This is a genomic window from Chitinophaga sp. G7 BAM 1005 (assembly GCF_057126945.1).
In genome coordinates, this window is the sequence record NZ_CP181478.1 from 327,397 (window position 1) to 341,783 (window position 14,387).

Genomic DNA, 14,387 nt, shown 5'->3' on the forward strand with positions numbered 1-14,387 from the left:
TTTCTTGGCAAGAAAGACATACTATGGTGCTTTTGTGGTGATAGCAATTGTATCCTTTATCATTGTTGACACTGCCGCTAGGGATCGTTCTGGGAATTTGAAATTATCGAGAAGTAGATGGAAACCGGATACCACCATTACTCCTCAAACCAAAATCGATACTACCGGGAAAAAAGATACCTTGAAATACCCCCTTCAAGACAGACGTGGCCCCAAAATTACGGATCAGGGGTCAGGGAATGCTATTGATCTCAAGGACCCTTCCAATATCAACAAATCTGTAGAATATGATCCGGTTACCAAACAATACACCGTTACCGAAAAAATCGGTAACCAGTATTACCGTAACCCTACCTACATGAACTTCGACGAGTTCTATAAACTGCAATCCAAACAAAGTGAACAGGACTACTGGCAGAAAAGAGCCAGCGCACTCGGTAACCTGAACCAACGCGCCAATGGCCCCGTTCTGTATAATGGCAATAACCTGTTCGACCGTATCTTTGGTGGCAGCAAAGTGGATATCCGCCCCCAGGGTAGCCTGGATCTCACTTTCGGATACCAGGGCCAGAATATCAAAAACCCCGTGCTGGTAGAACAAGCCAGGAAGAACGGCGGGTTCAACTTTGATATGGGCATCAACATGAACGTAGTAGGTAAGATCGGGGATAAACTGAAACTCATCACTAACTATAATACCCAGTCGCAGTTCGATTTTGAAAACCAGGTAAAACTGGAGTACACCGGCTACAACGATGAAATTATCAAAAAAATTGAAGCCGGTAACGTAAGCTTTCCCCTGCGCAGTACCCTTATATCCGGTATCCAGTCGCTTTTCGGGGTGAAAACCCAGCTGCAGTTCGGCCGCTTAACCGTTACCAGTGTACTCTCCAATCAGAAGTCGCAGAAACAAAACCTCATGCTCAAAGGCGGTACCCAGGTACAGGACTATAACCTGAGGGCCGACGAATACGAAGATAACCGCCACTTCCTGCTGGCACAGTACTTCCGCAATAATTTCAACAGCGCCATGTCTAACCTGCCGGTGATCAAGTCACTGGTAAATATCACCAGGCTGGAAGTATGGGTAACCAATAAAACCGGCGCCACCACCCAAACCCGCGATATCGTTGGTTTGATGGATCTGGCAGAACAGGAACCCTATAATAAGGATGATATCACGGTACTTACCAGCTCCAAGCTGCCGGACAGGGGGACCAACGACCTCTATTCAAAACTGATCAGCGATCCGGGCAGCCGTAACACCGGAACAGTAGTGAGCCGCCTGCTTAATATCGGCCTGCAGCCGGTATCAGAATTTGAAAAAACATTTGCCCGTAAACTTGATTCCACCGAATACATCTATAACAGGCAACTGGGCTTCATCTCCCTTAATCAACAGTTACAACCGGATGAAGTACTGGCCGTAGCCTATCAGTATACCTACAACGGAAGGGTATACCAGGTGGGTGAGTTTTCACAGGATGTACCCCCGGACCAGAACAACAGCGCCAACCAGCCCGTTCTGTTCCTCAAATTGCTTAAAGCTACTTCGGCCCGTCCCACACTTCCGGTATGGGACCTGATGATGAAAAATATTTACGCCACCGGCGCCTTCCAGGTAAATAAGGAAGACTTCCGCATGGATGTATACTATAAAGATCCCGGCGCTGAAGGCCGTCCACCCAGCGATAAACGATATATCCCCGATGCAAAAGGCGACTACGCCGGCGCACCCATCATTACCATTCTTAGCCTCGACCGCCTCAACAACCAGCTGGATCCACAGCCGGATGGCGTGTTCGATTACGTGGAAGGCTATACGATCAATTCCCTGTCGGGTAAAATCATGTTCCCGGTACTGGAACCATTTGCCGACGGACTGAAAAAAGCCTTCAACGGCGATGCCACCCTGGAAAAACAATATCTCTACAACGTATTATATGACTCCATCAAAGTAGTAGCCCAACAGTTCCCGCAGCTAAACCGGTATGTGATCAGGGGTTCCTATAAATCGGCCAGCAGCTCTGAAATCAACCTCGGCTCCGGTACCACCATCCCTCCCGGATCAGTGGTAGTAACCGCCGGAGGCCAGCAGCTCCGTGAAAATGTGGACTATATCATTGATTATAACCTCGGCCGTCTGAAAATTATCAACGGAGGCGTACTCAACTCCGGCGTACCTATCAACGTGCAGTTTGAAAATAACTCCCTGTTCGGGCAACAGGTCCGGAACTATTTTGGTACCCGCCTGGATTATCTCGTAAATGATAAGTTAAGCATTGGTGGTACAGTGGTGCGTATGAGCGAAAGACCCTATTACCAAAAGGTGAACTATGGGGAAGATCCCATTAAAAATACAATGGTAGGTCTGGATGCAAACTACGCCTCCGAATGGAAAGGGCTTAACCGTTTCCTGGATAAACTACCTAACTATAACAGTACTTCTCCTTCCAGCATCCTGTTCACCGGGGAGGTAGCCCGCTTATTCCCGGGTCACAGTAAACTGGTAAATGAACCCGGCAGCAAAAGCGGTACTGCCTATATCGACGACTTCGAAGGGGTGAAAAGCGGTTACGATCTGAAGTTCCCCGCTACCAGCTGGGCGCTCGCGTCTACGCCAAAAGGCGCAACAGATGCCAACGGCAGGGTGATGTTCCCGGAAGCAGAATTGAATAATATACTGGATTACGGAAAAAACAGGGCAAAACTGTCCTGGTATATCATCGAACCTACCCTCCAGTTACCAAAATCCCCCAACCTGCCGGCAGGTATTTCTGTAGATGATCAGTCGGACCCACGGGTAAGGCTGGTATACCAGAAAGAAGTGTTCAAAAACAGGTCTACCGACTTCGGGCAAAGCCAGTTAAGCACACTCGATCTGGCCTACTATCCGACAGAAAGAGGCCCTTATAACTTTACCAATACCCCCATTGCGATGGACAACAATGGTCACCTGGCACGGCCACAGGGGAAATGGGGCGGTATTATGAGAGCCATTGACAACAGTGATTTCGAAACAGCCAATATAGAATACATCGAATTCTGGATCCAGGACCCCTTTATCAAACAGCCTAACAGCACCGGCGGTTCCCTGTATTTCAACCTCGGTAACGTATCGGAAGATATCCTCAAAGACTCTAAGAAATTCTTTGAAAACGGAATGCCCGACCCCCGCCAGGATCCGAATAAGATTGATTCTTCCAAATGGGGCCGTGTACCTAAGTTCCAGCAGCAGATTACCCAGGCTTTTGATAACGATCCTAATATCCGTAACTACCAGGATGTGGGTTACGACGGCTTGAAATCGCAGGATGAAGGCGCCTTCTTCAAAGGATACATGGATACGCTGCGACAAAATTTTGGCGGCAGCCCGGTATATAACCATGCTGTACAGGACCCGGCCAACGATGATTACAAGCATTACCGCGATCCGGTATATAATGGTCTTACCATCCTGCAGCGGTATAAAAACTACAGTAACCCGGAAGGCAACTCCCCGGTGTCTGACCCTAAATCACAGTTCTCATCCGCCGCTACCAATATTCCTGAATCGGAAGATCTGAACAGGGATAATACTATGAATGAAACAGAGGAATACTTCCAGTATAGGGTAGATCTGAAGCCGAATATGGCGGTAGGTTCCAACTTTATTGTGGATAAGATAGAGGCAGATGTAACATTACCCAATAACCAGAAAACAACGGAAACCTGGTACCAGTTTAAGGTACCGTTGAACCAGTACAACGCTAAAATAGGCAGCATACCGGATTTTAAATCTATTCGATTCATGCGTATGTTCCTCACCAACTTCAACGATTCTATCGTAGTGCGTTTTGGTAAACTGGAACTGGTACGCAACCAATGGCGCCGTTATATGTACGAACTGCGTCCAGGGGATCCTATTCCGCTGGATAATACCACCACCTTTAATTCTTCTGCTGTAAATATTGAAGAAAACTCTTCCCGTACACCAATACCATATGTGTTACCTCCGGGAGTGGTACGTCAAAATACCATCAGCACCAACAATACCACCCTGCAACTGAATGAACAATCATTGTCTGTTCAGCTGTGTAACCTGCAGGATGGCGAAATACGCGCACTGTACAAAACACTGAATATGGATCTGCGCCAGTACAAAAAACTGCAGATGTATATCCACGCGGAAGCCGTAGGCGCCGCCACAGCCCTGAAAGACGGACAGGTACAGGCAGTGATCCGTATTGGCAGCGATTTTGTAAGCAACTATTATGAATACCGTATTCCGTTGAAAGTAACGGATTGGAACGGTCCTAAAACAGCGCTCGACATATGGCCGGAACGTAATAATCTCGACCTGCTGATGTCGCAACTCAGCACCCTGAAACAGCAACGCAACATGTGTGATTCCTGTTCGCCGTTGCTGCCTTACCCGGCTAACCCGGTAGCCGATCAGTACGGAAACTTTATGACGGTAATCGGTAACCCCAGCCTGGGAGATGCCCGTACCATGATGATCGGTATTCAGAATCCAAAAGACGACGGCCAGCCCCGCTGCGCGGAAGTATGGCTGGATGAACTGCGTCTCACCGATTTTGATGAAAAAGGCGGATACGCCGCATTGGCCAGGGTAGATGTACAGCTCTCCGATCTGGGATCGATCTCCATTTCCGGTAACATGCACACCGCCGGCTTCGGAAATATTGATCAGCGTGTAAATGAACGCTTCAGGGATAACTTCCTGCAATACGACGCCGCAGCCAACCTCGATCTGGGTAAACTGCTGCCAAAGAAAGCCGGTATCTCTATCCCTGTGTATGCCGGTTACTCACAGTCGGCCAGCAATCCGGAATATGATCCTTACGACCTGGATATAAAACTGAAAGATAAAATTGCCCTGGCCAGAAGCAGGCGGGAGAAAGATTCCATCCGCCGTGATGCACAGGACTTTACTTCTATCAAAAGTCTCAACTTCACCAACGTCCGGAAACTCAACCTGGGCGGCGGCGGAAAACGACACCTGTGGGATGTGGAAAACTTTGATATCAGCTATTCCTTCTCCCAGATCATGCGGCATAACCCCCTCATCGAAAATGACGTACTCACTAAACATAGAGGAGGCCTGGGATATAATTATGCCGGCCAGCCGCATTACCTGGAGCCGTTTAAGAAACTGATTAAGAGTAAAACACATTGGCTCGACCTGATACGTGATTTCAATATCAACTATGTACCTTCTATCCTGAGCTTCAGGGCAGATATTTCCAGGCAGTTTGGCGTTACCCGCGTACGCAATGTAGGTGGCGACGTGAAATACAAGCTCCCGGAAACCTATAATAAATACTTTACGTTCGACCGGTACTACACTGTTAAATGGGATCTTACCCGTAGTATCAACTTTGAATTCAACGCGGTAAATAACGCACGTATCGATGAACCCAACGGACGTATCAATACCTCGGAGAAGAAAGATACCGTGCGCAGTAACTTCTTCAAAGGTGGGCGTAATACCAACTATATGCACAACGCTAACTTCACGTATACGTTGCCTACGGCGAAGTTCCCTGCACTCAGCTGGACCAACATCGCCTTCGGTTACAGCACGGAATACCGGTGGACAGGCGCTTCCCAGTTGGCATTGTACCTCGGTAACGCGATTGAAAACTCCCAGCAAAAAACACTGACGGCAGAATTCAAATTCACGGAACTCTATAACAAGTCGAAATTCCTCCGGGAGGTAAATGCCAGGAAACCACAGAATAACAACAATCAGAATAATAATAACAACAACAAAAACAACGGCAACCAACAGTCCAATCAGAACCAGACAGCTTCTTCTGATGAAATTTCACCGTGGGTGAAAGGACTGCTGAAACCACTGATGATGCTGAAACGGATCGGGTTTAACTACAACGAAAACGCCGGTACCCGTTTACCAGGTTATATCGACAGTACCAAAATTATTGGTATGAACTGGGCCACTATGGCGCCGGGCCTGAACTTCGTATTTGGTTACCAGCCCGACCGGAAATGGCTCGACAAATTTGCAGAGAAAGGACTCATTACGCCGGATACCATGTTTAATATCCAGGCGCAACAACAGTTTACACAAAGATGGGACTTACAGGCCCAGCTGGAACCGATTAACGATCTGCGTATTGATCTGACCATGACGAAGTCGTTTACCAAAACACATACGGAACTGTTCAAAAATCTAACAGATCCAACAGACTTCCAGCACCTGAGCCCATATGATGCCGGTGGCTTTGAAATTACCTACATCGCTATCAAAACAATGTTCGGTAAAATCAATACCTCGGATGGTATTTCGCAAACCTTCCGCAATTTTGAATCGTACCGTAACGCTATTTCAAAACGACTGGGCGCCGCCAATCCATACAATAAAGATCCGGGCGTACCTGCCACTGATCCTAAAGATCCTACGTATGCCTATGGTTATACACGGTATGCGCAGGACGTGCTGATACCAGCCTTCCTGGCGGCATACACCGGTGCAGATCCGGATAAGGTGTCGTTGCTGAAACAAGGCAACGATAATGTGAAGAGCAATCCTTTCAGCAATTACATTCCGAAACCAAACTGGAGTCTCACCTACAACGGTTTAACCAAGCTGGAACCATTCCGTTCCTTCCTCACCAATTTTACCATCAGGCACGCCTACACCGGTACGCTGAGCATGAACTCCTATAATACTTCCATGTATTTTGAAGATCCACGGCTCACCGGGTTCCCGGCGTTCAGGGATACCATATCCGGAAATTATTACCCTTATTTCCTGGTGCCTAACCTCACGCTTACAGAGTCGTTCTCCCCGTTACTGGGAGTAGATCTTACTTTTGTGAACAGCTTGAATGCGAGGGTGGAATTCAGAAAGAGCCGCTCCCTCAGTTTGAGCCTCATCGATTACCAGCTTACGGAAGTGCGCTCCAGCGAAATTATCATCGGGGCCGGCTACAGGGTGAGAGGTGTTCAAATGCCGTTCTCCTTTAGCCGAAACGGCGGCAAAAAACTGCAAAATGATATGAACTTCCGGCTGGATCTGAGCTTCCGGGATGATAAAACGGCCAATAACCGCCTGGACGCCGATTTGTCTATTCCTACCAGCGGCCAGAAAGTAGTGGGAATTTCCCCTTCTATAGATTACGTGGTGAATAACCGCCTGAACTTACGCTTCTTCTACGACCGGCGACAAACTATACCGGTTATTTCCACCGCTTACCCGATAACCAGTACCAGCGGCGGTATTACCTTCCGGTTTGTATTGTCGCAGTAGGCAATAAAAATATATAATGGATTTATAGTTAGATGAACAACGGCATAAACTGTCCCGTTTATCTAACTATAAATCCGTTTTTTCTTGACAGGGGAATGGTAATTATTTACTAGGTTTGCGGCGTGAAAGGGCTTGGCATCATATGCATATTTCTGGGATTGCTGTTACAAAATTTCAGCAGGAGCGTGGTTTTTATACAGTTTAAAGTAAACCAGTCCTACATTGCCAGCGTTCTCTGTGAAAATAAGAACAAGCCCCAAATGCATTGTAACGGCCGCTGTCATCTCAAAAAAGAACTCGACCGGGATGCTCAACAGGATAAAAATAATAATAACGGGAAAGATAAATATGAAGTGATGTTCATTGAAACATTACAAACCTTTCATACCACTCCGCCCGTTAACCAGTCCGTATTCAACGCTTATTATAAGGCTCCCTGCCCCGATACACTTTTTCCTTCCATCTTCCACCCACCACAGTTAGCGTTAGCCTGATTTTGACATTGATACTACCTGACTAACCCTGTTCGCCACCGGCGAACAGTCAACGATATATACATACATGAAACAATGTTGTTTACTCCTCATTGCATGCATGGCTGTTGGTAACAGTTATGCACAGCAGATACATGGGCGCGTGGCAGATGCACAAACAAAAGAAGCCCTGCCAGGTGTGAACGTAAGACTATTACATGCCGCCGGCGGATGCAATACCAATGCACAGGGGAAATATGAATTAAGCGCTGCTGCGACAGACTCTATAGAAATATCCTACTTGGGATATGTACCCATGCAACTACCTGCAGAAACAGCCGTCAACATGCCGGTAATCTACCTGCGCCAGAGCGCTACCAGTCTGAATGAGATCATTGTATCTTCTTCGCGCGATAAGCAGCAGCGCTCAGAAGCGCCGGTGGCTATCAGCACCATTTCGGCCCAAACATTAAGTGAAACCAAAGCTACCACGCTGGATAAAGTACTGAATAAAGTGAGTGGCGTATACATGGTAGACCTGGGCAACGAACAGCATACGATGGCGATCCGTCAGCCTATCGGGTATAAAAGCCTGTTCCTTTACCTGGAAGATGGTATTCCGATCAGAACCATCGGCGACTTTAATCACAACGCGCTCATTGAAATTAATATGGCCGCATTGAAAACAGTGGAAGTGATCCGTGGCCCGGCGTCGTCCTTGTATGGAAGCGAAGCGGTAGGTGGCGCGGTTAATTTTATCACCGCTTCACCAACGCTGGTGCCTACCGCCAGGCTCCAACTGGAAGGCAGCAATTGGGGATACAAAAGAACCGATTTCAGTGTATCCAATACCGTAAAAAAAATGGGCTTTGCAGTGAATGGCTACTACGCCAATCAAACCAATGGCTATATGGACCACAGCGATTTTCATAAACTGGCGCTCACCGCAAAAGTGGATTACCAGATCAATGAAAAGAACAAATGGACCAATGCCGCTACACTCATCAATTATAAAACAGATCAAACCGGTGGCCTTGATAGCACTCATTTCTTCGCAAAAGATTACCGCAGCTTTCAAACATTTACCTATCGCGAAGTAAAGGCATTACGTGTGCGCAGCACGCTGGAACATGAATGGGATAACAGCAACCATACTACTTTCACCGCCTTCTTCCGTAATAATACCATCGGGCAAAATCCCTTTTATGCGATCAAGGACATAAGAGGTACCTTAAAAGCAAACGGACAAATCAACAGCGACGGCTTTAACAGTTATGGCGTCATTGCGCAACACAAAAAGCAATTCAGCTGGAAACAGGCCGCGCTCATTGCCGGTGTGAGTGCCGATTATAGCCCCGCTACCTACGTGGCCAATTATATTGATATTACAAAAGATGCAGCTGGTTATTATACCGGCTACCGGAATACAGATTCCCTGCTTACGGATTATCGCGTAGGACTGCTCAACAGTGCCGTATATACGCAATTTGAATTTTCGCCGCTGCAGGAAATGAGGGTGGTAGCAGCTTTGCGTTACGATCGTATGGATTATAATTTTGAAAATCATCTCACCCCTTCTGCTTATACCGGCGCACCCAGTGAGCGGAATAATTTTAATGCCCTTACACCTAAGCTGGGCCTCACTTACAATCTCGGTAAAAACCGGGGACTGTATGCAAATTACAGTGTAGGTTTTGCGCCTCCCAATATTTCAGAGTTGTATACAGGCGTGAAAGTGCCGGTGCTGAAATCAGCTACGTATCAGAACTATGAAGCCGGCGGCTGGTTTGCTTTTGCACAGCAAAAAGGTTATGCCGATCTGAGTATTTACCGCATGAATGGCAGCAACGAAATTATCAGTGTAAGAAATGCGGATGGTGTGTATGAAAACCGGAATACCGGCGCCACTACACACAGTGGAGTAGAGTGGAATGTAAAGTACACGCCGCTGCGCAGCCTGTTGATCCGCACCAGCGGTACTTACGCGGAACATATTTTTAAAGCTTATGCAGATGGCAGTAAAGTGTACAACAACAACCAGATGAGCGGTGCGCCCAAATGGATCACGAATACAGAAGTTACCTGGAAACCGGCGTTGTTAAATGGTTTCAGGCTGGGCGCCGAATGGCAGCATATCAGTAAGTATTATATGGATCCTGCCAACACTTCTTTGTATAACGGGTATAACCTGTTTAATGCCAGGGCAGGATATGCTTATAAAGGATTTGAATGCTGGCTGAACTGCATGAATATAGGCGATCAGTTGTATGCCACTACCGCAGAAAAATCTGCCTATGGAAAAACCTACAGGGTAGGCCCGCGTCAGACCTTCAACTTAGGCGTAGCATATACATTTACCGGTAAAAAATAAACAGATGAAGCAAGCAGCAATATGGATAGCAATAATGATGGGAGTTGCCGCGTGCCAGCCGCGTACCTTACAACCAGGTAAGGCAATAGTGGTATCGCATACAGGAAAAGATGCGTCCTGTCCTTTTATTACAAAGGATGCGGTTGGCCGTCCGGTGATCAGCTGGGTGGAAACGGGCAGCAATGCAGATAGCGGCTTGATGTACTACGCGGTATCTAATAATAATGGGTACACGTTTTCTGAAGCGGTGGTTATTCCTGCTTCTGCGGGAGTATACCCGCATGATGAAAATTTACCTAAGTTGCTGTTTAAACCCGGTGGCGCCGTGATAGCGCTCTTTGGTGTGGAAGCCAATGATCCGCGGAATAAGTATGCGGGCAAAGTAATGTATACACAGTCGTTCGATAACGGTAAAACGTGGCAGCCCGCTATGCCGTTGGTAACAGATACCGCAGGGTACGACCAGCGGTATTTTGATATGGCTTTGTTGCCGGGAGGGGAGGCCGCGGCTATCTGGCTGGACAACCGGAAAGATACTAACGCAGAAGGATCTACGCTTTACTTCGCCAGCACTGCGGGGCGTAATGGTTTTCAACAGGCCATTCCTGTGGCCACTACCATTTGCCAGTGCTGCCGCACAAAAATGTATGTTGCGGAAAATGGCAGTATTCACCTGGCCTACCGCGATATCATTAACGACTCTATCCGCGATATGGTACACCAGGTATCTGCAGATGGTGGCCGCACCTTTTCGGCCCCCGTGCGTATCAGCGCAGATAACTGGGTGGTAAATGGCTGTCCGCATACCGGACCAACGCTTACTGCCAACAGCACCGGTTTGCATTTTGCCTGGTTTACAATGGGCGGCGGACAGGGTGCTTTTTATTGCCGCTCTGTTGATAACGGTAATACCTATACGCAAAAGGAGTCGCTGAGTAAGTCGCCTATGGCAAAGCATCCGCAAATGACTACCATAGCAGATCATATCATGATTGTGTGGGATGAACCGGTAAAGTGGAAGGGCGATTTCAACAGCAGGATCGGCTTTCAGTATAAAACAGCAGATGGTAAAACGATGGAGGAAGGTGTTCTTACTGCGGACAGCGCCTATGCTAATTTCCCGGTGATCAGCGGAGTAAAGGACAATAAAGCATTGGTGGCTTATAAAAGAAGGGCAGGTAACCAGCGTGAAGTTGTGGTAAACCTGTTAAGTATGCCGTAAAATAATTTTGGGATTTAGCGGTTTGTTTCCCCGAATCAATAGAAGGAAAATCAAATAACTAAATCCCAAAATTCAAAAACTTGTTTCAGCTGTAACCCAGGGAAAAGCCCTTTTGTCCGGCCCAATCTTTACGCGATGCCCAACGGCCATAATTGCCTTTCCGGGAGTTACCGAAATAGAAGCGCCAGCCTTCTTTCCACCGGGGATAGTACAGACGCAGCAAATACATAGTCATAAATGTAAGCATAGGGATATGGTTTCATGTTTAGGATAGTCTGGTTTGGTAGCATTGGCACAGATTTTCTGCGAAACGGTACAGGAAATATATAAATGTTTCCAAATATAAAGATTATCATCAAGCATTGAAATCACATCTATGTGTTATTTTTTATCTATGTAATAGGCATTGGCCTGTTGTAAAGGCGTCATTACCAGGTCGTTGATACAAACGTGTGGTGGAAGCGACGTGCAGTAGTATACCACGTCTGCTACATCCTGGGCGGTTAAAGGAATAAATCCTTTGTACACTTCTTTCGCTTTATCTTCATCTCCTTTAAATCTCACCATTGAAAATTCTGTTTCAGCGGCGCCGGGGTGAATAGCGGTTACTTTTATCCGGTAAGGCAGCAGATCAATGCGCATACCCTGGGAAATAGCATCTACCGCCGCTTTGGTGGCACAGTACACATTGCCTTTGGCATATACCAGCTTGGCGGCAGTGGAACCAATATTGATAATATGGCCCATCGTGCGGGAGCGCATCCACGGAATAACGGTGCGCGACACATAGAGGAGTCCTTTTACATTGGTGTCTATCATGGCGTCCCAATCATCCGTGCTGCCTTCGTCGATGGTGCTTAAACCGGCAGCAAGGCCCGCATTGTTCACAAGGATATCAATTTTGCGCCAATCTTCCGGAATAGTGCCTAAAACGGCTTTTACTTCTTCCTCTTTTCTGACATCAAAATTCAATGCCAGTACATTGATACCAAATTCCTGCGTTAACTGGGTTTGCAATGCTTCGAGCCTTTCTTTCCGGCGACCGGTAATAATCACATCATAACCTTTGCCGGCGTAAGTAATAGCGCATGCCTGACCAAAACCGGCTGTTGCACCGGTGATAAGAACAATTCCCATGAGTGGTTATTTTTTGTGCAATTTACTAAGGATCAGCGGACCAGCGTCACAGTTCCTTTTTTCAGGATCTCTTTTCCATTGAAATCTGTACCCTGCAGTATCCAGATATAGGTATCTACAGGCGCCGGCATCCCTTTGAAGGTACCGTCCCAGCCAACACGGAAATTTGTAGAAGAGTAAATTTCCGTTCCCCACCGGTTGAAGATCCGGAAGAATGTATAGGTGGTAATGCCCACAGGAATAAACCGGAAGTAATCGTTCAGCCCGTCGCCGTTGGGTGAAAACGCATTGGGAATATACATGTCGGGCCCGGTGTAATATTTTATATGTACCGAGTCGAAGCCAAAACAGCCCTGTTGATTGGATACGCGCAGTGCAAAGGAGATATCCTTGTTATAGGTTAGTACCGGTTTTGCAATGTTGGGGTTATCAAGTCCATCGGCCGGCGACCAGGAATAAAATTCGCCACCGCTGCCCTGCATCACCATTTGTTGCCCCTTCGCCAGGATGGTGTCGTTGCCTGCAAACGGATTTACCTCGTATATCCTGATGTTTTTGCTCACCGTTTTTACGCATTGTTTATCCGTTAGTAACGTCAGCGATATCGTATATACGTCACCTTTAGGAAAAGTATATCTCATAGATCGTTGTGTACCAGGTGTAACCACGCTGTCCAGCAACCCCAGATCCCAGATGTGCCCGGTAATATTTCCATACAGATAGGAAGAGGTATCATTGAACTGAACGGGATCACCTTTGCAGTACCCGGTGGTGGTAAATCCTGCCGTTAATCCGGGATAGTTAAATACTTCTCCCTCGGTGCTATCGGTACAGGCCAGCCCGGGGTTGACCACCATCTTTACTTTGTATACACCGGTGTCCGGATACTGGTGGTAGAACATTGTTTTGGTATCGGTGAGGGTATCGGTACCATCACCAAAGGTCCAGTAATAGGTAGATGTAAAGCCGGCTACGCTGGAATTGGTAACAGGAACGTGTAAAGAAGGGTCTTCTGTACAGTTATTCAGCACCGGTGGAAAAATGGCGGTGATTTTTGTCTGGCAGTTAAATACGGTCAGTAAAATATCCTTGCTGTGGGCGCCCAGGAACTGTTTGGTTACGGGGTCATATTCATTTACGCATACCGTTACTACATACTTTCCCGGCAGGTTGGGTGTACAGGTAATCAATCCTTTGGAAGAAATAGAAATCCCCGGACTACCGCCCATTGGGTTATTGCCTGAATAAGGTGGGATATAGCTTACGGTTGCATTATAGGGCGGCGGCGTGGTGGAGTTGCTTTCATTGGCGCTGGAGCCGTCTGTTAATGCGCTGCAAAGGTTATAGGTCAGGCTGTCGCCGTCTTCATCATAGGCTGCATAATCCAGGCTGAACGGCATGGCATTGCAGATGACAATAGCGGTATCCCGGTCGAAGTACGCGCTGTTATTATTGGGCCTCGATTCTATTCCCGGTATCACGGTATAATAGGTAGATCCTTCGTGTTCAGAATCATAGATGTTACTCAGCTTTTCGCCCCGGCAGCAGCGTTGGGAGGAAACATAATATCCTCCAACAACAGGTGGCAGTTCAATGGTAGCGGTATAAAAAGCCACTTCAAGGTGTTGGGCCTGCGGTGCGAGACAAGGGTTTTTCAGGGTATCTATCAGCGGACGGGTAAAAGCAATGTAGAGGTAAACGGAGGATAAAACTTTGGAACCATTGGAAGTAAACACGTTAGCAGTAACGGGGTTCTCAAATCTGTCAATACAACCTTGACGGTCGCCACAGGTAAAATCTGCGTCGCGGTATAGCTTGAGAGTGATGAGATAACGGTAGCGGGAGTTATCTTCAGTCATTCCTAATGTTCTATAAAAAATTTCGCCACCAATGATATGATATCCAGCC

General features: G+C 47.2%; 7 protein-coding genes. 4 read left to right on the forward strand and 3 right to left on the reverse strand.

Annotated features, from left to right (window positions below):
* Positions 1-4: 4 nt before the first annotated feature.
* From sov to ACMXI2_RS01435, 4 genes are all read left to right on the forward strand, one after another.
* A complete protein-coding gene (gene sov, locus ACMXI2_RS01420) occupies positions 5-7,276 on the forward strand; it encodes a T9SS outer membrane translocon Sov/SprA (protein ID WP_483779953.1) in 7,272 nt (2,423 codons plus the stop codon).
* A 185-nt stretch (positions 7,277-7,461) separates the two neighbouring features.
* Positions 7,462-7,770, forward strand: coding sequence for a hypothetical protein (locus tag ACMXI2_RS01425; RefSeq protein ID WP_483779954.1), 309 nt, complete (start codon positions 7,462-7,464; stop codon positions 7,768-7,770).
* 67 nt (positions 7,771-7,837) lie between these two features.
* The gene (locus ACMXI2_RS01430) at positions 7,838-10,120 is read left to right on the forward strand and encodes a TonB-dependent receptor domain-containing protein (protein WP_483779955.1); all 2,283 of its coding nucleotides are present in this window, start codon (positions 7,838-7,840) and stop codon (positions 10,118-10,120) included.
* Between the two features lie 4 nt (positions 10,121-10,124).
* Positions 10,125-11,342, forward strand: a complete 1,218-nt coding sequence (locus ACMXI2_RS01435) for a hypothetical protein (RefSeq protein WP_483779956.1) — start codon at positions 10,125-10,127, stop codon at positions 11,340-11,342.
* Positions 11,343-11,427: 85 nt separating this feature from the next.
* Here ACMXI2_RS01435 and ACMXI2_RS01440 read toward each other — a convergent pair whose 3' ends face one another.
* The 3 genes from ACMXI2_RS01440 to ACMXI2_RS01450 form a co-directional block, all read right to left on the reverse strand.
* Complete coding sequence (locus ACMXI2_RS01440; protein WP_159454266.1) at positions 11,428-11,589, reverse strand: hypothetical protein; 162 nt, start codon at positions 11,587-11,589, stop codon at positions 11,428-11,430.
* Between the two features lie 134 nt (positions 11,590-11,723).
* The gene (locus ACMXI2_RS01445) at positions 11,724-12,479 is read right to left on the reverse strand and encodes an SDR family NAD(P)-dependent oxidoreductase (RefSeq protein ID WP_079469360.1); all 756 of its coding nucleotides are present in this window, start codon (positions 12,477-12,479) and stop codon (positions 11,724-11,726) included.
* Positions 12,480-12,511: 32 nt separating this feature from the next.
* Positions 12,512-14,338, reverse strand: a complete 1,827-nt coding sequence (locus tag ACMXI2_RS01450) for a T9SS type B sorting domain-containing protein (RefSeq protein ID WP_483779957.1) — start codon at positions 14,336-14,338, stop codon at positions 12,512-12,514.
* Between the last annotated feature and the right edge of the window lie 49 nt (positions 14,339-14,387).

Coding starts and splice junctions, on each gene's coding strand:
- ACMXI2_RS01430 (WP_483779955.1), top strand. CDS start 7,838: ATGAAACAATGTTGTTTACTCCTCATTGCATGCATGGCTGTTGGTAAC.
- ACMXI2_RS01435 (WP_483779956.1), top strand. CDS start 10,125: ATGAAGCAAGCAGCAATATGGATAGCAATAATGATGGGAGTTGCCGCG.
- ACMXI2_RS01440 (WP_159454266.1), bottom strand. CDS start 11,589: ATGCTTACATTTATGACTATGTATTTGCTGCGTCTGTACTATCCCCGG.
- ACMXI2_RS01445 (WP_079469360.1), bottom strand. CDS start 12,479: ATGGGAATTGTTCTTATCACCGGTGCAACAGCCGGTTTTGGTCAGGCA.
- ACMXI2_RS01450 (WP_483779957.1), bottom strand. CDS start 14,338: ATGACTGAAGATAACTCCCGCTACCGTTATCTCATCACTCTCAAGCTA.